Below are 24217 nucleotides of genomic sequence, written 5' to 3' on the forward strand. Positions count from 1 at the left end.
GAGCGCTGAACGAAAAATGGCCGGATGCTTCGGGGCATCCGGCCATTCATGGTTTCAAGAGGTGGTTTCGATCAGTCTTCGCTGGCGGCGAGCTGCGAGAGCACCTGGCCGCGGCCGCGGGCCCGCAGGATCAGGGGGACGATCAAAGCGAGCGCTGCGATGATCAGCAGGACCGCGGCGATCGGCGAGGTGAAGAGCACGCTCGGATCGCCCTGGCTGATCGCCAATGCCCGGCGCAGCTGTTGCTCGGCGAGCGGCCCGAGAATGAGGCCGACGACGACAGGGGCGATGGGATAGCCGAGGATGCGCATGACATAGCCGAGAAGGCCGAAGGCGAGCAGCATGCCGAGTTCGAAAACCGACGGATTGGCGCCGATGGTACCGAGCGTCGCGAATAGCAGGATGCCTGCATAGAGCCAGGGCTTCGGGATGGTCAGCAGCTTTACCCAGAGACCGACCAGCGGCAGGTTGAGGACGAGCAGCATGAAGTTGGCGATCAGCAGCGAGGCGATGAGGCCCCAGACGAGCTGCGGATTGGTCGCAAACAGCAGCGGGCCCGGCTGCAGGCCGTATTGCTGGAAGCCGGCGAGCATGATGGCGGCGGTGGCCGTCGTCGGCAGGCCGAGCGTCAGCAGCGGCACCAGGGTACCGGCGGCGGACGCATTGTTGGCGGCTTCCGGTCCGGCGACGCCTTCGATCGCTCCTTCGCCGAATTCCTCCGGATACTTCGTCAGTCGCTTTTCGGTGGCGTAGGAGAGGAAGGTGCCGATTTCGGCACCGCCGGCCGGCATGGCGCCGATCGGGAAGCCGATCAACGTGCCGCGCAGCCAGGGCTTCCAGGAGCGGGCCCAATCCTGCTTGGTCATCCAGACCGAGCCCTTGACCGCCTCGACCTTGTCCGGCCCGGTGGCGCCCTGTGCCGCGATGTAGAGCGTCTCGCCGATCGCGAACATGGCGACGGCCAGCGTCGTCACCTCGATGCCGTCGAGCAGATCCGGGACACCGAAGCTCATGCGGGCCTGGCCCGTCAGCTGGTCGATGCCGACGATGGCAAGCGCAAAGCCGATGAAGAGCGAGGTGAGACCGCGCAGCGTCGAATCGCCGAAGGCCGAGGAGACGGTGACGAAGGCGAGGACCATGAGCGCGAAATATTCGCGCGGGCCGAAGACGAGCGCCACCTTGACCACGAAGGGTGCGATAAAGGCGAGACCGATGGTGGCGATGAGGCCGGCGACGAACGAGCCGATGGCGGCCGTGGCAAGCGCGGGCCCGCCGCGCCCTTTCCGGGCCATCTTGTTGCCCTCCAGCGCGGTCACGATGGAGGCGCTTTCGCCGGGCGTGTTGAGCAGGATCGACGTGGTGGAGCCGCCATACATGCCGCCATAATAAATGCCTGCGAACATGATCAGCGATCCCGCGGGATCGAGCCGGTAGGTCACGGGAAGCAGGAGCGCCACCGTCAGCGCCGGACCGATGCCCGGGAGAACGCCGACCGCGGTGCCGAGCGTCACCCCGACGAGCGCGTAAATCAGGTTCATCGGCTGCATGGCAATGCCGATGCCCTGGAGCAGGAATTCGAATGTCGACATGACGCTCTCTTATAAGAAGAGGTGTTCGAGCGGCCCTGCCGGCAGCGACAGCTGCAGGAGACCGGCGAAGATGAGCCAGACGGCGAGACAGAGAAGAATGCCGACCGGAATGGTGATCCACAGCTTGCGCCGGCCGAAGCCCGCGGCCGTGAAGGCAAAGAGCAGGCCCGTGGCAACGGAGAAGCCGACCGTGCGCAGGAAGAGCATCTGCAGGACGAGGCCCCCGACGATCCAGGCGACCGGCGGAATCTCCTGGCGTTCGCGTGTCGGAAACTCGTTGCGGAAGGCGGCGACGGCCGTCCAGATGGCGAGACCGAGAAGACACCAGGCGATGACGAAGGGAACGGTGGCGGGGCCGATCTTGGAGTAATTGGCCATGGCCGAAAGGCGGGAGCTATCCCAGAAGATCAGGCCGGCAAGGGCCCCGAGGAAGACCGCAACTGCAAGCGCCGCCCTGTCGGGGCGGCGCGAGCTTGCGCTGGGGGTGCGCGAGACGTCGCTCATTGAACGAGGCCGATTTCTTTAAGGATGGTTTCGGTTGCCGAGACGTCCTTGGCGAGCTGTGCCTTGAAGGCGTCGCCCGAGAGATACGTATCCTGCCAGCCCTTGGTCTTCAGCGTTTCCTGCCAGGAGGCGGACTTCACCATCTTTTCGACGTCGGCTGTGACGGCGGCCTTCTGTTCGGCGGAAAGGCCGGGTGCAGCGGCGACCATGCGCCAGTTCTGCACGACGACGTCGAGGCCGCTTTCCTTCAAGGTCGGTGCTTCGACGCCGGCGATCTTCTCGGCGCTGGAGACGGCGAGAAGGCGCAGCGTGCCGGACTTCACCTGCGATTCGAATTCGCCGTAGCCGGAGATGCCGGCGGTGACCTGGTTGCCGAGGATGGCTGCGAGAGCCTCGCCGCCGCCCGAGAAGGCGATGTAGTTGATCTTGGTCGGATCGACACCGGCGGCCTTGGCGATGAGGCCGACCGCGATGTGGTCGGTGCCGCCGGCCGAGCCGCCGGCCCAGGACACCGAACCCGGATCCTTCTTCAGCGCCTCGACGAGGTCGCCCATGGTCTTCAGCGGCGATTCCGCGGGGACGACGATCGCTTCATATTCGCCGGTCAGGCGGGCGATCGGCTCGACTTCGCTCAGCGAAACCGGCGACTTGTTCGTAAGGATGGCGCCGACCATGACATAGCCGCCGACCAGCAGTGCGTTGGGGTTGCCGGCCGACTGGCTGGCGAACTGGGCGAGACCGATGGTGCCGCCGGCGCCGGGCACGTTCTGAACCTGGACGTTGCCGGCGATCTTTTCCTGCTGCAGGGCGGTCTGCATCGAGCGCGCCGTCTGGTCCCAGCCACCGCCGGGGTTTGCCGGGGCGATGATGGTGTAGTCGGCTGCGGCCGCCGGAAGCGCCATGGCCCCGGCGATCAGGGATGCAATGAGAAACTGTTTCAAGGTGACGTCCTCCGTCAGCGCGTGTGCGCGCTTTGCTTCGATTGTTGACGCGAGGAGTTTTGGAAACAGGCGCGCGGCCAAGATCGACACGATCCTCGCTCCGACTGTTTTGGGTGAGACACTCCTCCGCACCGCTTCGTCACCGCCTCCACGCTGACGAACACCAGTAAGCCACCATAATAAGCTGACATCAACCTGACATCCATGCATCCAGCGCATAACACAGCGTCGATCGCACGAGATTTCCGGGTGGCAGGCGGCTGTTCTCGGAGAAAGCCCGGCGTTTTCGCCGTCAGAGGCTAGCGAAGACCGAGCACGTCCTTCCAGCGGGCGATCAGACGGGCGCGCTTCACCTGGTCGAGATAGACCATCAGGCCGGGGCTGACGGGAACGGGGCGCAGCTGCGCGCCGAGAATGTCCTGGAGGGTGCTCGCCGTGTTGTCGCCGGCCACCTCCGGATTGACGGCGGCGATGTGGAGTTCGCGCGCCATGATCGACTGACCCTCGGCCGACATGAAGAATTCGAGATAGCGGCGTCCGAGTTCGGGTGCGGCGGCGGCCTCCGGCACGAGGCCGATCCTCGAGATGACGACCGTGTAGTCGGTCGGCAGGATGATGCCGAGATCGGGATGATGTTCGGCCCAGTCGGCCGCATAGGACCCGACGATGTTGTAGCCAAGCAGGAAACGGCCGTCGGCGACCCGCTCCAGAATGTCGGAACTCGTCGCGTAGAGCTTGACGCCGGCCTCGCCCATCGCGCGGATCACCGACCAGATATCGCTGAATTGCTCCTGGTCGCGCGCCATGAACAGAAATCCGACGCCGGAGCGCTCGATGTCGTAGGTGCCGATGCGGCCACGGGCTGACTGTCCCGCATCCTTGAGGAAACGGACGAACTCGGCCCGCGTCGAGGGCGGCTTGCGCCCGACGAAACTCGGCTTGTGGTAGACGAACACGGCCGGCTCGAATGTCAGCGCATAGGCCGTGTTGCGCCAGTTGGCCCAGGCCGGCCAGGAGCGCGAGAGCGGCAGATTGCTCGGCTGTGCATAGCCGTCATTGGTGAGCTTTACCTGTAGGTCCATGGCCGAGGAAAAGGCGAAATCCGCCGTCTTCTGCCCGGCATCCGTTTCCCGAACGATCCGGTCGTAGATCTCGCCGGTCAGCATGTTTTCGTGACGAACGGCAATGTCGGGATTGGCGTCTTGGAAGCCCCGGATCAGCGGCTGCGCAAGAGGATCGTCAAGCGAGGAGTAGACGTCGAGGATGGGTGCATCCGCCCGGCCGGATCGGGCAGGAAAGAAATCGGGCGCAGCCGCCGCATCGATCGCACCGGCGAGAAACAGGAGGATGGCGGCAGCGCGGCTGTACATGAGCGGGAGTGTGCGCCAGCGCCCGCTGCCGCACAAGTGTCGCGGTTACGGGTTCCGTTGCCTTTCCAGCCTCATGGCCGAATATCGTTTTGCCTGTGCCCGGACTTATTCTAGGATTGGCGGGGTCGAGGAGCCGCCGCGTTTTGAGAATTCTTCTGGTCGAAGACAACAAGGTCCTGTCGGAGGGGCTTGCCGCCATTCTTCGCGGCAGCGGCTATGCCGTTGACGTCGTGCGCGACGGCGCTTCGGCGGACGCGGCCGCGGCGACGGAGCGTTTCGACCTCGTGATCCTCGACCTGACGCTGCCGGAGATGGACGGGCTCGACGTGCTGCGCTCCATGCGGGCGCGGCAGAACCGATCGGCCGTGCTGATCCTCACCGCCCGTGGGAGTGCGGAGGAAAAGGTGCGCGGCCTCGATCTCGGTGCCGACGACTATATGATCAAGCCGTTCGATATCGGCGAGTTCGAAGCGCGCGTCCGCGTCCTCCTGCGGCGGCAGGCGGGTCTGCGTTCCTCCATGATCTCCTTCGCCTCCGTTTCGCTGGATCTGACCTCGCGGACCTTCTCGTCCGACGGCGTTCCCATCGATATTCCCTCGCGTGAAACAGGCCTTCTGGAGATCCTGTTCATGCGGGCCGGCAAGGTGGTGGCCAAGGATGCCATCATGCAGTCGCTGACGGCGTTCGACGACGATCTCAGCCCCAACGCCATCGAGCAATATGTCAGCCGCCTGCGCAAGCGCCTGTCCCCCTATGGGCTGACCGTGCGCACGGCGCGCGGCATCGGCTACTATCTCGACAAGGCGGACGCGCCGGCAGAGCCTGCACCGGAGACGCGATGAGCGGCGTGCGTGCGGCACATTCGCTGCGCCGGCGGCTGCTCGCCTGGCTGCTGGCGGCCACCGCCGTCATCGGCATCATCGCGCTCGGTGACACATACCGGGAAGCCGTGAAGACGGCGAACAGCGTGTCGGACCGCGTGCTGGCGGGATCCGCGCTCGCAATCGCCGATCGCGTCGTCGTCGCCGAGGACGGCACGCTCGAGGTCGATATGCCCTATGTCGCGCTGGAAATGCTGACCTCGGCTGCACAGGACCGGGTGTTCTACCGGGTCGACGGGCCGCCCGGCCACTTCATAACGGGCTATCGCACCCTGCCCGGCATCGCCGAAATGCAGGGGCGGCAGGCCGTCTACCTCGATTCGGATTATCGTGGCGAGCCGATCCGCATTGCAGCGCTGGAGCGCTCGGCCTCGACCGGGATCAACTCCCTGCCCTTCGTGGTGACGGTGGCGGAAACCACGGTGGCGCGCCAGCAGCTCGCCCGCGCGCTGCTGTTTCGCTCGGCGCTGCGGCTGTTTCTTCTGATCTTCGGCGCGGCGGCCATCGTCTGGATCGCCGTTACATTGTCGCTTCGTCCGCTCTACCGGCTGGGCGACGCGATCGCCGAGCGCAGCCCCGACGATCTCCGTCCGATCCGGCAGTCTGTCCCGCGGGAGGTGGAGGGGCTGGTCGAAACGGTCAATTCCTTCATGGTGCGGCTGCAATCGGCGCTCGATGCCATGCGGCATTTCTCGGGCAATGCGGGCCATCAGCTGCGCACGCCGCTTGCCGTCGTGCGGACGCAGCTTGCGCTGGCGGCCCGGTCCGAAAAGCCTGAGGACATCAAGACCTTCATCGCTCGCAGCGATGAGGCCGTCGGGCATGCCGAGCGGATTCTGGCGCAATTGCTGCTGCTTGCGAAGATCGACGCGACGGGATCGGGATTTGCGACGGCGCTCCCGCCGATGGACCTGATGGGGGTGGCGCGGGAGATCACGGCGGAATACGTGCCCCGCGCGGCCGATGCCGGCATCGACCTCGGCTTCGAGGGCGAGGGGACGGCGTCGATCGCGGCGGAACCGCTGCTGATCGGCGAACTCCTGCGCAATCTCGTGGAAAATGCGCTCGCCTATGCCGGGCAGGGCGCCGAGGTGACGGTGAGGGTGGGGCATGCCGCGGGCGTCGTGCTGCTCGATGTCGAGGACAACGGCCCCGGCATTCCGCCGGAACGATTGCCGGCCGTGCGCCAGCGCTTTGCCCGGGGGGAGAGCGAGGCGCCCGGTCTCGGGCTGGGACTGCCGATCGTCGAGGAGATCGCGGTTCGCTTCGAAGGCCGCCTTTCGCTGGGTCCGGCGGTGACAGCCGAGGGCAAGGCCGATCACGGTCTGAAGGCGAGGGTGACCTTTCCCGCGATTGTCGACGGCACGTGAACTCGCGGTCCTAAACGCGACCATTCGAAGGCGTGGTGATCCGATCAGCGGATTTCATTGGTCACGTCAAGGCAATCGCGGCAATCTCCGCAGCCATCTCTTGAAGGCGTCGATGGTGTCTGACGCTCGAAGAGGCGTGCGTCGATCCGGGAGCCTGCTCATGCGTGTCACATCCGATCTTACCCGTCATCTCAAGGACCCGCGGATCCTTGCCGAAGCCGAGGTGACGGGCGCGGCCTTCGAGGTGCGGAATCCCTCCAACGGCGTTCTGCTGGCCATCCTGCCGGATATGGGCGTTCCGGAAACGCGCGCCGCGATCGAGCGGGCGGCATTGGCGCAGCCGGCCTGGGCGGGGCTTCCGGCCAAGGATCGCAGCCAGCTCATGCGGCGCTGGCACGATCTCGTTCTCGCGCATATCGACGATCTCGCCGCGATCCTGACGGCCGAGATGGGCAAGCCGCTTGCCGAGGCCCGGTCGGAGGTGCAGCACGCCGCCGCCTATATCGAGTGGTATGCGGAAGAGGCGAAGCGCGTCTATGGCGAGACCTTCCCGGCACCCTCCACCGACCGGCGGATGTTCGTGATCAAGCAGCCGGTCGGCATCGTCGGCACGATCACGCCCTGGAATTTCCCGGCCTCCATGGTGGCGCGCAAGGTCGCGCCGGCGCTGGCGGTCGGCTGCCCCGTCATCCTGAAGCCGGCCGAACAGACGCCACTCGTTGCCGTCGCGCTGCACCGGCTGGCGCTCGATGCCGGTTTTCCCCAAGGCGTCTTCCAGCTCGTTCTTGCGAGCGAAGGCCAGGCGGTCGGCTACGAGCTCTGCACCCACCCGAAGGTCCGCAAGATCAGCTTTACCGGCTCGACCGAGGTCGGGCGGCTTCTGATGCGGCAGTGCGCCGACCAGATCAAGAAGGTTAGCCTGGAGCTCGGCGGAAGCGCGCCGTTCATCGTCTTCGATGACGCGGATATCGATGCCGCGGTGGATGGCGCCGTGCAGGCGAAGTTCCGCAATGCCGGGCAGACCTGCACCTCGGCCAACCGGATCTACGTCCAGTCCGGCGTCTACGATGCCTTTGCGGAGAAGCTCGCGGCCCATGTCGCCGATCTTGAGGTCGGGGACGGCTTCGAGCCCACCGTTTCGGTCGGCCCGCTGATCGACGAGGCGGCGTTGCGCAAGGTGGCGCATCATGTGGAGGATGCGACGCTGCGCGGGGCGCAGGTGCTCTGCGGCGGCGGCCGGGTCGGCGAGACCGGCACCTTCTTTGCGCCGACGGTGCTGACCCATGTCGATCACGGCATGCTGGTCGCCTGCGACGAGACTTTTGGCCCGGTCGCGCCGGTCATACGGTTCGAGACGGTCGAGGATGTGATCCGTCAGGCGAACGACACGATCTATGGCCTTGCCGCCTATTTCTACGCCACGGAGCTGCGCAAGGTCTGGCGGGTGGCGGAGGCACTGGAATACGGCATGATCGGGATAAATACCGGCCGCATGTCGTCGGAGGCAGCACCCTTCGGCGGGTTGAAACAGTCGGGGATCGGCCGCGAAGGATCGCGTCATGGCATGGAGGATTATCTCGACATGAAATATCTCTGCATGGGCAATATCTGAAACGCGTCGCCCCTGGGCGCGTCCCCTCATGCGGATGGAGACGAAGATGGCGTATCTCGACCGGGACCGGGCGGCACGGCTCATGGCGGCAGCCGGGCTCGATGCGCTTCTTCTGTTCACGCCCGAAGGCTTTACCTATGCGACGGGAGCGAGCCCGGGTGTCGGCACGATGTGGCGGCGGGCCGGTGCCGTCGCGGCCCTCGTGCCGGCAGACCCGGCTCTTGCCATCGGTGCCGTGGTCAGCGACCTTTTTGCAGAAAGTTTCCGGGCATCGAGCGCGGTCACGGATATCCGCGTCCACCCGCTTTGGGTGGAGACCGCGGATATCAGGCCGCATGACGGGGCCCTGCCTGTGCCAAAGCTCATTGCCGCCGCTTGGGCCGGCGCAGGCCGGGATTCAGGCTTTGCGCGGCCGGAAACGTTCGATGCGTCCCACGGATTTCGGCTGGCCGGCGATCTCCTGGCGTCGCGAAAACTGCAGGCCGCGCGTGTCGGCGTCGAACTCGATAGCCTTTCGGTCTCGGATTTCGGCCTGCTGACGGAGGCTTTGCCCGATTGTCGGCTGATGGATGGCAGCGACGTGCTGCGGCGGTTGAAGATGGTGAAATCGTCGCAGGAGATCGAGCACCTGCGAACGGCCGTCCGGCTGTCGGAGATCGGGATCGGCGCTCTGGCCGCAGCGATCGCCCCCGGACAGACGCGCGATGCGCTGGCGCACGTCTGGACGTCGGCGGTTCAGACGGCAGCGCGCGTGCAGGATATCCGCAATCTCACCGGTCACTGGGAATATGTGTCCGTCGGGGAAAATCCATGGTCGCGCGGCGGCGTGGTGGAGACCGGCTCCCTGATCAAGGTCGATGTCGGTTGCCTCGTCCAGGGCTATACCTCGGACACCGGCCGGACATTCGTTTGCGGTGAACCCACCGCGATGCAAAGCAGGCTATTTGATGCGCTGTCGCAGGCCTTCGATGCAGGGCTCGCGCACATCCGGCCGGGCAACGAGATGCGGACAGTGCATGAGGCTGCGACCGCCGCGATGGCGGGAGCCGGATTTCCCGGTTTTACGCGCGGCCATTTCGGACATGGGCTGGGCGCCGGGCTCGGCAGCGAGGAATGGCCGTTCTTCTCTGCAACCAGCGGTGTGGTGCTGGAGCCAGGCATGGTCGTTGCCTTCGAGACGCCCTGGTATGTCGATGGCGTCGGCGGCATGATCATCGAAAACCAGTTGCTGATCACGCCGGAGGGTCATGAGGTGATGAACGACCTTCCCTCACATTTGATCTCTGTGTAGCGGAAAACGCATAGCCGGCTTTACAGTCTGTCGCTCAAGCTCTTGATGGCTTGGAGATCCTCGCGAAACCGGTCGATCTCCTCGCGCTTGCGCCCCTCGTCGGGGATGCGCAGGAGGTAGGACGGGTGGACCGTGGTGTAGAGCGCGCGGCCATCGTCGAGCTCGACCTTGCGGCTCCGGTAGTCGCCCAGCCGCTCGGCATGGTCCATGACGGATGTCAGCGCGGTTGCGCCCATCGCCACCACCAGTTTCGGCTGGATCAGGTCGAGCTCCAGCTTGAGCCACCAGCGACAGGCGCGGATTTCGCCCATATTCGGCTTCTGGTGGATGCGGCGCTTGCCGCGCGGCTCATATTTGAAATGCTTGACGGCATTGGTGACATAGGCCGTTTTTCGATCGAGGTCGACCTCGCCGGCGATCGTGTCGAACATCCGTCCGGCGGGGCCGATGAAGGGACGTCCCGCGAGATCCTCCTGGTCGCCCGGCTGCTCGCCGACGAACATGAGTTTCGCATCCTCTGGCCCCTCGCCGAACACGGTCTGCGTCGCCTTGCAGGAGAGCGGACAGCGGGTGCAGTCGCGCGCCTCTGCCCGCGCGGCCTCCAGCGTGCCGGGAATGGCGGTGTTCTCCTCGGTCTTCGGCATGGCGGCCTCGCGCACCTTGGCGTGGAAGGCCGGCGGGTCCTTCATCGCCTGTCTCGCCATCGCCCGCACCTTTTCCTCCGCGCCGGCGATCAGACCGGGGATGAGGTCGGCTTCGGGCAGGTTTTTCCAGTATTTCTTCGGCATTTCCGACTGCATGGCTTTCACCTTCAGCCGCGCCGGATTGAAGATGTTGCTGTAATAGGTGCGCCACAGCGTGTCCGCGTCATCGGTCAGCTTGGGGTCTTCCGCCGGCTCGGACGTTACCGTCAGTGTGGTTCCATTCCAGGCGGCGGAGCCTTTCGGCGTGGCGATGATCCAGTCCATGTCCGTAAAGCGCCGCTGGAAGAAAGGGGCAACGCGGGCGACAATGAAATGATCCGGCTCGAACCAGGCGAAAAACCGGCGGCGGCCGATCGTCAGGCTGCCGGCCTCCAGAGCGATCGGGCTGGCGATCACCTCCATGACATCCCCGCCCGATGCGCCTGTCGTCGCGATTCCGGCCCCGATCTCCTTGAAGCGGACGAAGGCTTTCATCTTGTGACTGTCGCGCCGAACGGATTTCTCCATGGCATTGAGCCGGACGATATCCGCATCGGAGACGATATCGAGCAGGTTTCGCTCGGCCTGCAGGCGCCAGAGCGTGCGATAGAGGAGAGTGAAACGGCCGGGATCGGAATGGCAGATCACGGTTTCGGCAAGCGCCATGAAGGCGCGGGGAACGGTGATCTCCGGCCTTGCTTCCTCCGGTTTCCGCTCCGGGTCGGGCTGCGCCGGCGGCGGGTCGGCAAAGAGATCGGTGGCGCCCTGCTTGTCCCGCCAGTCCACGGCGGCGGGTGATAATCCCGCCTTGAGGAGCCGGCGAGCGGCCTCCCGCCATTCGCCGAAATCGCCCTTCCCGTCGAGCATGACGGTTTGTCTCTCAACCTCGAGCGGCGGCATCAGAGAAGGACCAGCTGTTCCGGTTTTGGCTCGAACATCGTGCGCAGATCCGGACGGTCGATGAGGCGGGACGGCGTCCAGCCTTCCGCAACGATGAAGGCCTGGACCTTTTTCAGCGAGACTTTGAGGCGAACGAGATCGTCCAGGCGCAGAGTGCGATATCGGCGGGCGGTGAGGATGGCGCGGACGATCTTCGCGCCGAAACCGGGAACGCGCAGCAGCATTTCACGATCGGCCTTGTTGATATCAACCGGAAAACGCTGCCGGTTGGCGAGCGCCCAGGCGAGCTTCGGGTCCAAATCGAGGTCGAGCATGCCGTCGGGCTGATCGCGGGTGATCTCCTCGATGCCGAAGCCATAGAAGCGGTAGAGCCAGTCGGCCTGGTAGAGCCGGTGCTCGCGCATCAAGGGCGGCTTGACGAGGGGCAGGTTGCGCGAGGCATCGGGAATGGGGCTGAAGGCGGAATAATAGACCCGCCTAAGGCCGTAGCTGCCGTAAAGCCGGGCGCTGGTACCGAGGATGACGCTGTCGTTCGCCTGGTCGGCGCCGACGATCATCTGCGTGCTCTGTCCGGCCGGGGCGAAGCGCCGTGTGCGCTTGGTCTGAAGCGTCGGGTCGCGCATCTCCTCGATCTTCAAGCGGAGATCGCCCATCGACTTGCGGATACCCGCCGGTCGCTTCTCCGGCGCATAGCGCGTCAGGCCCGCATCGGTCGGCAGTTCGATGTTGATCGACAGGCGGTCCGCATAGAGCCCGGCCTCCTCGATCAGCGCCGGGGAGGCTTCCGGGATCGATTTCAGGTGGATATAGCCGCGGAAATTATGCGTCACGCGCAGTTCGCGGGCGATCCGCACCATCTCCTCCATCGTGTGGTCCGACGAACGGATGATTCCGGAGGATAGAAACAGGCCTTCGATATAGTTGCGGCGATAGAATTCGAGCGTCAGCCAGACGACTTCCTCGACCGAAAACCGCGCGCGCTCGACATTGCTGGATGACCGGTTGATGCAATAGGCGCAGTCGTAGATGCAGAAATTCGTCATCAGGATCTTGAGCAGCGAAATGCATCGCCCGTCCGGCGCATAGGCGTGACAGATGCCCGATCCCTCGGTGGAGCCGAGCCCGCCGCTTGCGGACGAATTGCGTTTCGTCGTGCCGCTGGAGGCGCAGGATGCATCGTATTTGGCAGCATCCGAAAGGATGGCCAAACGCTCTTTCAGCGATTTCTTCATGGTGTTCTACATATGTTCTTTTTCCCGAAACGTCAATCTTGCGTGCGTTGACGGTTTCATTTTCGGAACGATCCGCACTTCGTCTCGTTAACGGACCGAACCCGTCGTGACATCCGCTTCGACATCGACCAGCCGGACAGGCTGCGGTGACCGAAGCTCAGAACACGAAAAAACATCAAGGAGCAGGCTCATGCCTTCCATCAAGGAATCCAAAATCCTCATTCTCGCGACCGATGGCTATGAACGGTCGGAACTGCGCGTCCCTTATGACGGCCTGAAGAAGCAGGGTGCGACCGTGAAGATCGCCTCGATCGGAAAGACCAGCATCAAGAGCTGGGACGAAAAGGATTGGGGCGATAGCATCGACGTCGATCTCGATGCCAAGGACGTTGATATCGCCGACTTCGATGCGCTCGTTCTGCCGGGTGGCCAGATTAACCCGGACAAGCTGCGCGTCGAGGACGAAGCCCTGCGGATCGTCCGCGAGTTCGTCTCCTCCGGCAAGGTCGTCGCTGCCATCTGCCATGCGCCGTGGCTTCTGGTCGAGGCCGGTGCGGTCAAGGGTCGCAAGGTCACCTCCTATAAGTCCATCAAGACCGACGTCGTCAATGCCGGTGGTCTGTGGTCGGATGAGGCCGTGGTCACAGACAAGGGCATCATCACCTCCCGCAATCCCGGAGATCTCGATGCCTTCGTGGCAAAGATCGTCGAGGAAGTCGAAGAAGGTCTCCACGACCGCAAGGCCGCCTGAGGCCTACCCTTCTAAAACAGTCAGCCGGCTCCGTCGAACGATGGAGCCGGCTTGTTGCTGCCTGTCTCTCGGCGTGTTGCTCCCGGGGGAACTTCGGACGGGTGAGACTTGCGCAGACGGGAAGGGAAAGGCACAACAGGGCATGATATCTATGTCCGACCGCCATCCCCGTCGCCTGCGCCGTTCCGTGCTCTGCGTGCCGGCCGATAATGACCGTGCGCTTGCAAAGGTTATCAGCCTTGCGCCCGATGCGGTGATCTACGATCTGGAAGATGCCGTGCTTCCGGATCGGAAGTCCGACGCGCGCGCGGCACTGGTGCGCCATCTGGCGCAGGAGACGCCGGGCATCGAGCGGATCGTGCGGATCAATGGCCTTGCCTCCGGTTTCGGCGAAGCGGATCTCGCCGCTCTCTCAAACTGCCGGTTCGATGCCATCCTCGTGCCCAAGGTGGAGGGGCCGCGGGATATCCTCGACATCGCCGAACGGCTGGACGAGGGGGACGCACCGGAGGACCTGCGGCTTTGGGCGATGATCGAGACCCCGAGGGGCGTTCTCAACGTGGCGCCGATCGCCGAGACGGGGCGCACGCGCGGCGGACGGCTCGATTGCCTCATTCCCGGCCTTAACGATCTGCGCAAGGAGACGGGCGTTGCGGCTCTTCCCGGACGCACCTATCTCGTGCCCTGGCTCATGCAGATCCTTCTCGCGGCCCGCGGCAGCGGACTCGATGTTCTCGACGCCGTGTTCAACGACATCCGCGACGCGGAAGGTTTTGCGCAGGAATGCGCGGCGGGTCGCGATATGGGGTTTGACGGCAAGATGCTGATCCATCCGCAGCAGATCGCCCCGGCGAATGCCGCTTTCGCACCTTCGGCCGCGGACGAGGCCGACGCCCGGGAGATCGTTGTGGCCTTCGATCATCCCGACAATGCGGGCCGATCGGTCATCGTCCACAAGGGCAAGATGGTCGAGGTCCTGCATCTGGAACAGGCGCTCGCCTGCCTTGCCAAGATCGAGGCTATCAAAAGCAAAGGAACGCCGACATGAAACTCTATCGCTTTCTCACCGGTCCCGACGATGCGAGCTTCTGCCACAAGGTGACGGCCGCCCTGAATCAGGGCTGGGTTCTGCACGGATCGCCGACCTATACCTTCAACGCGGATGCGCAGGTCATGCAGTGCGGTCAGGCCGTGGTGAAAGAGGTCGCGGGCAAGGACTATGTGCCGGATATGAAGCTGTCCGAGCAATAGGCGACAGCGCGGTTCACACATCATGCGGCGGGTTCATCACCCGCCGACATGCTCCACGCTGGCCTCGATGCGCTCCATATCGTCGTCCGACAGGCCGAAATGGTGACCGATCTCGTGGATCAGCACATGGGTGATGATGTCGCCCAGCGTTTCATCGTTTTCGGCCCAGTAATCGAGGATGGGCCGGCGGTAGAGCGTGATCCGGTTCGGCATCGTGCCGGTTTCCATGGTGAAACGCTCGCCGATGCCGCGGCCCTCGAACAGACCCAGCAGGTCGAACGGCGTTTCCAGCGCCATGTCTTCGAACACGTCGTCATCCGGAAAATCCTTGATGTCGATGATCAGATCGGTGGCCAGCAGCCGGAATTCCTCTGGAAGATGCCCATAGGCCTCCAGCGTCAGGGACTCGAACGTGCTGATGGTCGGCGCATGGCGCTCACGCCAATCGTCGCTTTGGTCAATCCGGGCCATGGATACTCCTTGTCTCGTTTATATAGACATTTCCCGGTTCATTTCGAGAAGCATTTCGCACCGGCAGGCGATTGTGCAGAATCTACGGAATCTTTTCCCAACTGCGTTGACTCTTTTTTGAAGCTCTGGAATCAATAAGAACATAGCAAGAACGGATAGGAGCTGACTGCCATGGCTGAAAACGCTGTGCCGCGGGAGACGGTGCTCGCCCTGCGCGATGCCATTGCCCGATTGGAACGAGACAGGCCCTCCGGTTCCTGTCTTCCCACCTTGAAGACCGAGGGCGAACACGCCGGGTTTTCCGCGTCCGGCCGGTTTTCGACCGTGCAGGACGACGTGCTGCCGCTTGGCGTTCCCGCGCTCGATCATGCCATGTCCGGCGGCCTGCCGCTCAAGGGTTTGAGCGAGATCCGTGTGGCGGAAACGCGCGATGCCGGTGCCGCCACAGGGTTCACGCTCGGGCTTGCCGCCCTTTGTCAGGCACGGCGCAAGGCGCAAGGCGAGCTCGGCCCCATCCTCTGGATCTCCGAGCCGATGGCGGGACAGGAAGCGGGCGAACCCTACGGGGTCGGTCTGTCGCTTCTCGGCATCGATCTTCGTGCCGCCCTTTTCTCGCGGCCGCGCAACCTCCAGCAGGCGTTGTGGATTGCCGAGGCGGCGCTCGGCTTTTCCGTCTTCTCCGCCGTCATTCTGGAGATCCGCGGCAATCCGGCACGTCTCGGTCTTGTCGAAAGCCGGCGGCTGCAGCTGCGGTCGATGGGCAGCGGCGTTCCGATCCTTCTGCTGCGCCAGGCAGGCGAGGAGGAGACGAGCAGCGCGCATCTGCGCCTTCTCGTACGTCCTGCGCCCGCGGCCCCGTTCATGCTGCCCGATGGCACGATGCTTTCGACCGGCATCGGGCATCCTGCCTTTCACGTGATTGCCGAGAAGACACGGGCCTTTTCCCCTGTCGATGCCTATCTTGAATGGAGTTCCCATGCGCGCCGGTTCTACCCTCTCGATTCCGTCGCCGTCCCTCTTCCGGCAAACGCAGCGGATCCTGTCGCTGTCCTTCCCGCATCTGTCGGCCGACCGGGTGGCACGCCGGCGCTGGGGCGCGTCGTGGCTTACAAACGGGCGTCCTGATCACCCGCCGGTGGTGTTCTCCGACAAGGTCGAGAATGCCATGCGGATCGTGGCGCTCGACGGCCTGGCCGAGCGCCTGCGGCTGAAGCGGGGGCAGGGCGTGGCCGAAGCCCGCGCCATGCATCCGACGCTCGACGTGCTGCCGGCCGATCCCGCCGCCGACCAGAGCTTTCTCTCTGGGCTTGCCGACTGGTGCGATCGCTACACGCCGCTGGTCGCCTATGCGGGTGCCGACGGCCTGGCGCTCGACATCACCGGCTGTACGCATCTGCATGGTGGAGAAAAAGCGCTGCTCGACGATGTCCTGTCGCGGCTTTTCCAGCTCGGCGTTGAAGCGCGCGGAGCGATTGCGGCTTCGCCGGGTCTGGCTTGGGCGCTCGCCCGGTTTTCCGGCAATGACGTCATCGAAGCGGGGGAGGAGGCCGTGGCGCTCGGACCGCTGCCCGTGATGGCGCTGCGATTGCCGCAGGCGGTGACGGATACGCTGATCCGGCTGGGGCTGACGCATATCGGAGATCTCATGGAGGCGCCGAGGGCCGCCCTTGCCCGCCGCTTCGGGCCGCTCGTCTTCCTCCGGCTCGACCAGGCGCTGGGGCTCGACGACGAGCCGCTGTCTCCGCGTCGGCCTGTGGCCGAGCTTTCGGTCGAGCGCCGGCTGATCTCGCCGGTTTCGGGCGAGGACGACATTCTCGGCCTGGCGCTGCAACTGGCCGGCGGGCTGAAGACCCGGCTGGAGGAGCGGGGAGAGGGCGGGCGCCAGTTCGAACTTCTGCTTTTCCGCGTCGACGGCAAGGTGTTCCGACTGCTCGCCGGCACGTCGTCTCCGTTGCGCGATCCAAAGCGCATCGCAGCGCTCTATCGGGAGCGGCTGGCTGCGGTGCATGACGATCTGGATGCCGGCTATGGTTTCGAGATCTTGCGGCTCTGCGTGCTCAAGGCCGAGCCGATCTCCTCCGTTCAGGACGACTTTTCCGGACGACCGGACCAAAGCCGGGCGCTTGCCGATTTCACCGATCGCGTTATTGCCCGCTTCGGAGATGACGTGCTGTCGATCGCCGTTCTCGCGGCAAGCCATATTCCCGAGCGGGCGGCAAGCCTTCAGCCGGCGAGCGATGGCGCGTTTTCGGCAGCCAGACGGCTGCAGGCGGAGGAATGGCCGGTCGTGCCCGTGCGGCCCCTGCGGCTTCTGACCCATCCCGAACGGGTGGAGGTCCCGGCAGCCGACGTTCCAGACGGTGCACCGGAACGATTCTTCTGGCGGCGAACGGCCTACCGTGTCGCCCGGGCGGAAGGGCCGGAGCGTATTGCCGCGGAATGGTGGATCGACGGCGAGGATGCGCCGACGCGCGACTATTTCCGCATCGAGGACGAGACGGGGCGTCGGTTCTGGATGTTCCGCAACGGCCTCTTCCAGCGCGAGCGGATGCATCCCGACTGGTTCATGCACGGTCTTTTTGCATGACCCGCGAGCCTGCAAGGGGTCCGGTCGGGGCAGGGGAGAGGCCACCCAAGGCCCCGCCTCCGGCCTTTTTCGAGCTGGGCGCCTGCACCAATTTCTCCTTCCTGCGCGGTGCCTCGGGCGCCAAGGAGATGGTGGTCACGGCCAAGCGGACTGGTCTCAAAGGGCTCGGGATCGCCGATCTCAACACGCTGTCGGGCGTCGTGCGGGTTCATGCGGAGGCGAAAGAGGAAAAATTTCCTTTCCAGCCGGGCGCACGCCTCGTCTTTGCCGATGGTTCGCCGGATATGCTCGCCTATCCGCGCAACCGGCAGGGATGGGCCCATCTCTGCCGCCTGCTGAGCGCCGGCAACCTGCGTGCCGACGACAAGGGCACCTGCACGCTCTTCCTGTCCGATCTCCTTGCATGGCAGGAGCATCTGCAGGTGATCGTGATGAAAGGGCGTGCCGGTGAAAGCGCGTCCGCAGAGGCCCTCCATGCCGGCATGACCAATGTCCAAGGCATGCGCAGCGATCAACTCGATGGAGGGGGGACAGACGTCCGCCCCGACGATACGTCTCGTGCGAGCGATGACTGGACAATGCTCGGCGAGGCCTTGAGAACATTGCAGCCGCGCATGAAGAACCGGCTCTTTCTCGGCATGACGCCGCGCTATGACGGGTTCGATGCGCAGGATTTCGCAGCCCTCGCGGCGCTTGCCGATCGCACGGATGTGCGCCTCATCGCCACGAACGACGTGCTCTACCACGCTCCGGACAGCCGACCGCTGGCGGACGTGATGACGGCCATCCGCGAGCATGTGACGATCGCACAAGCCGGCTTCCGGCTGCAGGCCAATGCCGAGCGGTTTCTCAAGACGCCGGGCGAGATGGCCCGTATCTTCCGCCGTTATCCGCAAGCGGTCGCCAATACCGAGCGCTTTTTCCGGACGCTCGACTTTACGCTCGATGAACTGAAGCACAATTATCCCGACGAGGCCGGCCCGGGCGAGACGTCGGCGCAGACGCTCGAGCGGCTGGTGCGGGAAGGGGCGGCGCGGCGATATCCGCACGGCGTATCGGAGGCGGTCGAAACCAAGATCGCCTACGAGCTCGATCTCATCCGCAAGAAGCAATACGAGCCTTACTTTCTGACCGTCCACCGGCTGGTGACCTTTGCACGATCCAAAGGCATACTCTGCCAGGGGCGCGGATCTGCGGCCAACTCGTCCGTCTGCTATTGCCTCCATGTGACGGAGGTCGATCCGGTCAAGTTCACCCTGCTCTTCGATCGCTTTCTGTCGATGGACCGTGACGAGCCGCCGGATATCGATATCGATTTCGAGCACGCCCGGCGCGAAGAGGTGATCCAGTTCATCTATGACACCTATACCAAGGAGCATTCTGGCATCGCGGCGGCTGCCATCAGCTATCGTGCGCGCTCGGCCGGGCGCGAGGTGGCCAAGGTGTTCGGCTTTTCCGAGGATGTGCAGACGGCGCTCGCCGCCTCCATCTGGGGCTGGTGGACATCGTCCTTCACCGACGAGCAGGCAAAGGCCGCCGGGCTGGATCTGACGGACCCGACGGTCATGCGCATGTTCACCTATGCGGGGCGGCTGATGGACATGCCGCGGCATCTGTCCCAGCATGTCGGCGGCTTCGTCATCACGAAAGACCGGCTCGACGAGGTGGTGCCGATCATGCCGACGGCCATGCCCGGCCGCTACATGATCGAGTGGAACAAGGACGATCTCGACACGCTGAAGATCCTCAAGGTCGACGTTCTCGCGCTCGGCATGCTCACCTGTCTCGCCAAGGCGTTCCGCATGCTGGAAACCCATTACGGCAAGCAGATGCTGCTTTCGCAGGTCTATGATACCGAGCACGATTATGGGAACGACGACAACCCGGTCTACGACATGATCTGCCGGGCCGATACGGTCGGGGTGTTCCAGATCGAGAGCCGGGCGCAGATGAGCATGCTGCCACGGCTTCGGCCGCGGGCGTTCTACGATCTCGTCATCGAAGTGGCGATCGTGCGGCCGGGCCCCATCCAGGGCGACATGGTGCATCCCTATCTCAAGCGCCGGGAGGCAAAGCTGCGGGGCGAGGCGATCCCCTATGAAAGCCTTGAGTTGAAGGCCGTGCTGCAGCGGACGCTCGGTGTGCCCCTGTTTCAGGAGCAGGCGATGCAGATCGCCATGACGGCGGCGCGGTTCACGGCGGCCGAAGCCGACCAGTTGCGTCGCGCCATGGCCACTTTCCGCCGATCCGGGCTGGTCGCGAATTTCGAGACCAAGATGATCGAGGGCATGGTCGATAATGGTTACAGCCGCGATTTCGCCGTCCGCTGCTTCAACCAGATCAAAGGTTTCGGCGAATACGGCTTTCCCGAAAGCCATGCCGCTTCCTTCGCTCTCCTCGTCTACGCCTCGTGCTGGTTCAAGACCTTCTATCCCGACATCTTCTGCGCCGCGCTGCTCAATGCCCAGCCGATGGGGTTCTATGCACCGGCGCAGCTGGTGCGCGACGCGCGGGAGCATGGCGTGCAGATCCGCGCCGTCGATATCAATCTCTCCGGCTGGGAAACGATCCTGGAGGGCGACGGACCGCACGGATCAAACGATCGGTCTGCCGCACGACCCGATTTCGACCCACGGTCAATCGATCCGCGCCACCGCGACATGCGCACCGTCATCCTGACCCAATATGCCGTCCGCCTCGGGTTCCGGCTGGTGAAGGGTCTGCGGGAAGGCGACATGGCGCGCCTGGTGGCAAACCGCGGCGAGGGATATGTCTCGATCTACGATCTCTGGCTGCGGTCCGGGCTGACGCGCAGCGTGCTGGAGCGGCTGGCGGATGCCGATGCGTTCGGCTCGATCGGGATCGGTCGTCGCCGGGCGCTATGGGAGATCAAGGCGCTTGACGAAAAGGCGCCGGCCGAACGCCTGCCGCTGTTTGCCGCAGCCGGGGAGGTGGACCTCCGGGCCGATCCTGCCATGCGCCTGCCGACCATGCCGGCCGGCGAGGAGGTGGTGAACGATTACAGGGCCCTGTCGCTCTCGCTGAAGGCGCATCCGGTCTCCTTCATGCGGGAGGCCTTTGCGCGGGACGGCGTGGTGGCGAGCCGTGGCCTTGGGTCCTTGCGTCCCGGACGTCGGGTCACGGTGGCCGGCCTCGTTCTCGTGCGGCAGCGGCCGGGCTCCGCCAAGGGCGTGATCTTCATGACGCTGGAGGACGAGACGGGCGTCGCCAACATCATCGTCTGGAAGGCGGTCTTCGAAACGTTCCGTGCCGTCGTCATGGGGGCAAGGCTGGTCAAGGTCACCGGCCGTCTGCAAAGTCAGAACGGCGTCATTCATGTCGTCGCGGAAAGGCTGGAAGACATGACGGAGGCTCTGGGTCTCCTGAAGGGCGAGGCCCGGCGCTTTGCCGTCAACGAACGGGCCGACGAGGTGCTGCGCCCGACGGTCGACCAGCGACAGAAGGGGAATGCGAGGGATCAGGCCCTGCGCGAGCAGGCCCGTCGCGAGGCGCGACTCAAATCCGGCCTGATGGACACGGCGCAGGTTATGCCGAAGGGTCGGAATTTTCACTAAGGGCCGCGCTTTGGTCTGCGCCGGGATAAGAGCAATCGCGCGTCCACAAAAAATATCAGAGGACGCGCATATCGTCGCTGACCTCGCCCCGAGCGGGACGATGTTCGTTTTCGAGACGCCTGACACGTCCGGGGACATGTCCCGTCGGCACGCCGAGGCGGACGTGGCTCGATCCGCTGCCGTCGTCTGGGCGCGACCGTCCTGGGCAAAGCCTTCCGGATGGATTTCGCCCGGTGTCCCACCTCGCAGGGACGCCGTCGCGCATGGGGCTGGTATTCCAACAGTACCCACCTCCGGCGGATATCCGGCTTTCGATTCCACCGGTCTATCTCTTTGGAATTGTTCTAAACTAAGCAAGCTTTCCTCACGGGGTTTTTTCTTGACACCAATTATCTTGTTTGTTTACTGCTGCCTCAGCGAGGATGCGAAAACGGGCAAGACGCCATGCTGGTCTGCAGTTGCAATTTCATCTCCGAAAAGGAGATCGAGGACACGATCACCGCCCTTCTCGATGAGGACTGTTGGCAGCTGATCGTGCCTGCGAAAGTGTATCACGCCATGGAGAAGCGCGGTCGTTGCTGCGGCTGCTTCCCGAATGTCGTGGATCTGATTATCCGGACCACCGAGCGCTATCATGCCCTGCGGCACTCGACGGATGATCAAATATTTGATTTCATGACCCGTCTCAAAAATTTCCATGAAGAAAACAGGAGAGCGGATCTTGAAAGGCGACACAAAGGTCATAGAGCGGCTTAACGAAGCCCTCTATCTCGAACTGGGGGCGGTCAACCAGTACTGGCTGCACTTCCGGCTGCTCGAGGACTGGGGCTACACGCTCCTGGCCAAGAAGGAACGGGCCGAATCCATCGAGGAAATGCATCACGCCGACAAGATTATCGCGCGCATCATCTTCCTCGACGGCCATCCAAACCTGCAGACCGTCGGTGCGCTGCGCATCGGGCAGAACGTCAAGGAAGTGCTCGAGGCGGATCTTGCCGGCGAATACGACGCCCGCGCCTCCTACAAGGAATCGCGCGACATCTGTCACGCGGCTGGCGACTACGTCACCATGAAGCTGTTCGAACAATTGCTGATCGATGAAGAAGGCCATATCGACTTCCTCGAAACGCAGCTGCAGCTGTTCAATACGATCGGTGCCGAGAAATACGGCCAGCTGAACGCTGCCTCCGCCGACAAGGCCGAAGTCGGTAGCGAAGACGCCTGACACAGGATATCGCGAGGGATGCGGCGTTCAACGCGCCGCATCTCCTTCACGCGAGAGACAGGCCTGCCGGTCCGGGTCCCTCTCCGCCTGCTCAGGGCTTCCTGGCCGTTTCCGTTGCCAGATGCGCGAATGTGGCGACCACCGTATCATAGACGGCGCGCTTGAACGGCACGATGAGATCGGGAAGGTCCGTCATCGGCTTCCAGGCCCACTCCTCGAATTCCGCTTCATGTCCGCCGGGTGGCGGGTTGATGGCGATCTCGCTGTCGTCGCCATGGAAGCGGAAGGCAAACCAGCGCTGGGTCTGCCCCCGAAATTTCCCCTTCAGGCCGATGCCGATCAGATGCGCCGGCAGATCGTAGTTGATCCAGTCCGGCGCTTCCATCAGCAGCGACACGCTGCGCATGCCGGTTTCCTCGTAAAGCTCGCGCTTAGCCGCCTCCAGCGGGTCTTCGCCCTTGTCGATGCCGCCTTGCGGCATCTGCCAGAGCTGGCCCGATCCGTCATATTCGGAATTCCCCAGAGGGATGCGCCGCCCGGCCCAGACGAGACCCTGCTCATTCAACACCATGATGCCGACGCAGGGCCGATAGGGGAGATCTTCGGCGCGCAGAGGCGGGTTCTTGCCGGTCTTGCTCATCATCTATCCTCGAAACATTTGGCGGCTGTCTGGCAGCGCGCACGGGGGTCGGTTCAGTTTCGCTTCGTGTCCTTCACCAGCGCGGAGACGCCGACGAATTCGATGCCCCGTTTCTCCGCCTCCTCCATCCATTGTGCAATGGCCGAAACGCTTTCATCGAAGGCGGACGCCGTGCCGATCGCGGTGCCGTTACGCCGCGCAATCCGCTCGAGATCGTCGAGCTTGCGCAGGATGGCGGTGCGGTCAAGCTGCGTATCGACCACGACATCGCCGAACGCATAGGGCACTTCGAGAGCATCGCCGAGCGTCGATGTCAGCGATTGCGCCGAGGTGCCGTCATCCAGGAACAGCAGACCGCGTCGCCCGAGATCGCGCATCACGGGTTCCAGCGCACCCGCATCGGACAGAAAGCGTCCGCCGAGGAAGTTCATGACACCGGTATAGTTCGTGATTTTGCCGAGCGCGTCGCGCAGTTGCGCCAGATTTTGCTGCGCGCCGTCGCCGACCAACAGCGTTTGCGGCCCGGGATTGTTCGTCGGATAGTCGAAAGGCTCGAACGGCACCTGTAGCAGGATCTCGTGGCCCGCTCGCCGCGCCTCCTGCATCCAGCGCTGGAGACTGTTGCCGGAGGCGGCAAATGCGAGCGTCGTTGCCGGGGGAAGACTGCGGATGGCATTCTGCGTGCCCGTCTGGCTCAGTCCCAAGCCACCGATCACGAGAGCGATCCGCGTACCGCGCGCGCCCGACCAGGGCCGGGCATATTGATCCATCGGACGCAGTCCATCCGGGCCGATGACGGGCAGGCGCCCCTCCGAAGCGTCCTCCAGCAGAAGATCGTTCGGCTGTGCCGCCATCCGCGGATCCTGTCCCCGGACCGGCCCGACCTCGATGATGGCGGGGCCGTCCTTGCCGCGCTGGCCAGGCGAATAGGTCGTGACGACATTGCCGTCGCTCAGGAGCGTCCGATTGACGGTTGCACCGTCGGAGGGCGGTGTTGCACGCCCCGGCTCGGAGCCGGCTTTCGCCAGATCCTGCGGGCCTTTCCCGGATGGTCCACCGGATGGCGCAACGGCGATATCGGTCTGGACCGGCACCGGCGAAGGCGGGAGAAGCCCCGAGGGCGACATCAGCGCAAAGGCGGTCACCCCGGCAATGGCGGCCGCGAACAGGCCAAGCGCTGCCGGGCCCTTGCGCAGCCGCGCCTTGGTCTTTGCCGGTCGCCTGTTCTGGCCAAGCGGTGCGTTGAGATCCGTCCCCAAAGTCGTCCTGCACAGGTGGCTGGTGCTTCCCGCTTGGGAATGCCGCAGCAAGTTTATCAGCGCGCCCTCACCCCGATTCGCTCGG

General features: G+C 64.3%; 21 protein-coding genes. 12 read left to right on the forward strand and 9 right to left on the reverse strand.

Going from position 1 to position 24217, the window contains the following annotated elements; genetic code table 11:
• Nucleotides 1-71 precede the first annotated feature (71 nt).
• The 4 genes from C8J36_RS11800 to C8J36_RS11815 form a co-directional block, all read right to left on the reverse strand.
• Nucleotides 72-1589: a tripartite tricarboxylate transporter permease gene (locus tag C8J36_RS11800; protein ID WP_132535123.1), complete on the reverse strand. Its 1518-nt coding sequence runs from the start codon at nt 1587-1589 to the stop codon at nt 72-74.
• 9 nt (nt 1590-1598) lie between these two features.
• Nucleotides 1599-2093, reverse strand: coding sequence for a tripartite tricarboxylate transporter TctB family protein (locus tag C8J36_RS11805; protein WP_062593630.1), 495 nt, complete (start codon nt 2091-2093; stop codon nt 1599-1601).
• Complete coding sequence (locus C8J36_RS11810) at nt 2090-3034, reverse strand: tripartite tricarboxylate transporter substrate binding protein (RefSeq protein ID WP_062593706.1); 945 nt, start codon at nt 3032-3034, stop codon at nt 2090-2092. The genes C8J36_RS11805 and C8J36_RS11810 overlap by 4 nt, the downstream gene beginning before the upstream one ends.
• A 299-nt stretch (nt 3035-3333) precedes the next feature.
• Entirely contained in the window at nt 3334-4404 is a 1071-nt protein-coding gene (locus C8J36_RS11815) for an ABC transporter substrate-binding protein (RefSeq protein ID WP_132535125.1), read from the reverse strand.
• 143 nt (nt 4405-4547) lie between these two features.
• Here C8J36_RS11815 and C8J36_RS11820 point away from each other — a divergent pair, with 143 nt between their 5' ends.
• The 4 genes from C8J36_RS11820 to C8J36_RS11835 all read left to right on the forward strand — a co-directional run bounded on the left by C8J36_RS11820 (nt 4548) and on the right by C8J36_RS11835 (nt 9558).
• On the forward strand, nt 4548-5246 hold the full coding sequence (locus C8J36_RS11820) for a response regulator transcription factor (RefSeq protein ID WP_132535127.1): 699 nt from the start codon (nt 4548-4550) through the stop codon (nt 5244-5246).
• A gap of 5 nt (nt 5247-5251) precedes the next feature.
• Nucleotides 5252-6655 (forward strand): sensor histidine kinase, encoded by a 1404-nt coding sequence (locus C8J36_RS11825; RefSeq protein ID WP_165915043.1) that lies wholly within the window; start codon nt 5252-5254, stop codon nt 6653-6655.
• A 160-nt stretch (nt 6656-6815) separates the two neighbouring features.
• Complete coding sequence (locus C8J36_RS11830; RefSeq protein ID WP_132535131.1) at nt 6816-8267, forward strand: NAD-dependent succinate-semialdehyde dehydrogenase; 1452 nt, start codon at nt 6816-6818, stop codon at nt 8265-8267.
• 46 nt (nt 8268-8313) lie between these two features.
• Nucleotides 8314-9558 (forward strand): Xaa-Pro peptidase family protein, encoded by a 1245-nt coding sequence (locus tag C8J36_RS11835; protein WP_132535133.1) that lies wholly within the window; start codon nt 8314-8316, stop codon nt 9556-9558.
• A gap of 20 nt (nt 9559-9578) precedes the next feature.
• Here the strand turns inward: C8J36_RS11835 and C8J36_RS11840 are convergent, their stop codons facing one another.
• Together C8J36_RS11840 and C8J36_RS11845 are read right to left on the reverse strand one after the other, a co-directional pair.
• Entirely contained in the window at nt 9579-11108 is a 1530-nt protein-coding gene (locus C8J36_RS11840; protein ID WP_245506535.1) for a UdgX family uracil-DNA binding protein, read from the reverse strand.
• A 32-nt stretch (nt 11109-11140) separates the two neighbouring features.
• Nucleotides 11141-12373 carry a putative DNA modification/repair radical SAM protein gene (locus C8J36_RS11845; protein WP_062593639.1) on the reverse strand — a complete coding sequence of 411 codons (1233 nt, stop codon included), beginning with the start codon at nt 12371-12373 and terminating at the stop codon, nt 11141-11143.
• A gap of 190 nt (nt 12374-12563) precedes the next feature.
• Between C8J36_RS11845 and C8J36_RS11850 the strand changes: the two genes are divergently transcribed.
• From C8J36_RS11850 to C8J36_RS11860, 3 genes are all read left to right on the forward strand, one after another.
• Complete coding sequence (locus C8J36_RS11850; RefSeq protein ID WP_132535137.1) at nt 12564-13124, forward strand: type 1 glutamine amidotransferase domain-containing protein; 561 nt, start codon at nt 12564-12566, stop codon at nt 13122-13124.
• A gap of 145 nt (nt 13125-13269) precedes the next feature.
• Complete coding sequence (locus tag C8J36_RS11855; protein ID WP_165915044.1) at nt 13270-14172, forward strand: CoA ester lyase; 903 nt, start codon at nt 13270-13272, stop codon at nt 14170-14172.
• On the forward strand, nt 14169-14375 hold the full coding sequence (locus C8J36_RS11860; protein ID WP_132535141.1) for a DUF1737 domain-containing protein: 207 nt from the start codon (nt 14169-14171) through the stop codon (nt 14373-14375). The genes C8J36_RS11855 and C8J36_RS11860 overlap by 4 nt, the downstream gene beginning before the upstream one ends.
• A 36-nt stretch (nt 14376-14411) precedes the next feature.
• Here C8J36_RS11860 and C8J36_RS11865 read toward each other — a convergent pair whose 3' ends face one another.
• On the reverse strand, nt 14412-14846 hold the full coding sequence (locus tag C8J36_RS11865; RefSeq protein ID WP_062593648.1) for a metallopeptidase family protein: 435 nt from the start codon (nt 14844-14846) through the stop codon (nt 14412-14414).
• 171 nt (nt 14847-15017) lie between these two features.
• Here C8J36_RS11865 and C8J36_RS25330 point away from each other — a divergent pair, with 171 nt between their 5' ends.
• The 5 genes from C8J36_RS25330 to bfr all read left to right on the forward strand — a co-directional run bounded on the left by C8J36_RS25330 (nt 15018) and on the right by bfr (nt 22233).
• Nucleotides 15018-15971 carry a hypothetical protein gene (locus tag C8J36_RS25330; RefSeq protein WP_245506536.1) on the forward strand — a complete coding sequence of 318 codons (954 nt, stop codon included), beginning with the start codon at nt 15018-15020 and terminating at the stop codon, nt 15969-15971.
• On the forward strand, nt 15922-17433 hold the full coding sequence (locus tag C8J36_RS11870; protein ID WP_281029234.1) for a DNA polymerase Y family protein: 1512 nt from the start codon (nt 15922-15924) through the stop codon (nt 17431-17433). The genes C8J36_RS25330 and C8J36_RS11870 overlap by 50 nt, the downstream gene beginning before the upstream one ends.
• Complete coding sequence (locus tag C8J36_RS11875; protein ID WP_132535145.1) at nt 17430-21008, forward strand: error-prone DNA polymerase; 3579 nt, start codon at nt 17430-17432, stop codon at nt 21006-21008. Before C8J36_RS11870 ends, C8J36_RS11875 begins: the two co-directional genes overlap by 4 nt.
• A gap of 444 nt (nt 21009-21452) precedes the next feature.
• Nucleotides 21453-21764 (forward strand): (2Fe-2S)-binding protein, encoded by a 312-nt coding sequence (locus tag C8J36_RS11880; protein WP_082476961.1) that lies wholly within the window; start codon nt 21453-21455, stop codon nt 21762-21764.
• A complete protein-coding gene (gene bfr, locus C8J36_RS11885; protein ID WP_062593659.1) occupies nt 21730-22233 on the forward strand; it encodes a bacterioferritin in 504 nt (167 codons plus the stop codon). Before C8J36_RS11880 ends, bfr begins: the two co-directional genes overlap by 35 nt.
• Nucleotides 22234-22324: 91 nt before the next feature.
• Here bfr and C8J36_RS11890 read toward each other — a convergent pair whose 3' ends face one another.
• Nucleotides 22325-22873, reverse strand: coding sequence for an RNA pyrophosphohydrolase (locus C8J36_RS11890; protein WP_132535442.1), 549 nt, complete (start codon nt 22871-22873; stop codon nt 22325-22327).
• Between the two features lie 53 nt (nt 22874-22926).
• A complete protein-coding gene (locus C8J36_RS11895; RefSeq protein WP_132535147.1) occupies nt 22927-24132 on the reverse strand; it encodes a divergent polysaccharide deacetylase family protein in 1206 nt (401 codons plus the stop codon).
• Between the last annotated feature and the right edge of the window lie 85 nt (nt 24133-24217).

The sequence above is a fragment of the Rhizobium sp. PP-F2F-G48 genome (assembly GCF_004342335.1).
Lineage (GTDB): Bacteria > Pseudomonadota > Alphaproteobacteria > Rhizobiales > Rhizobiaceae > Ferranicluibacter.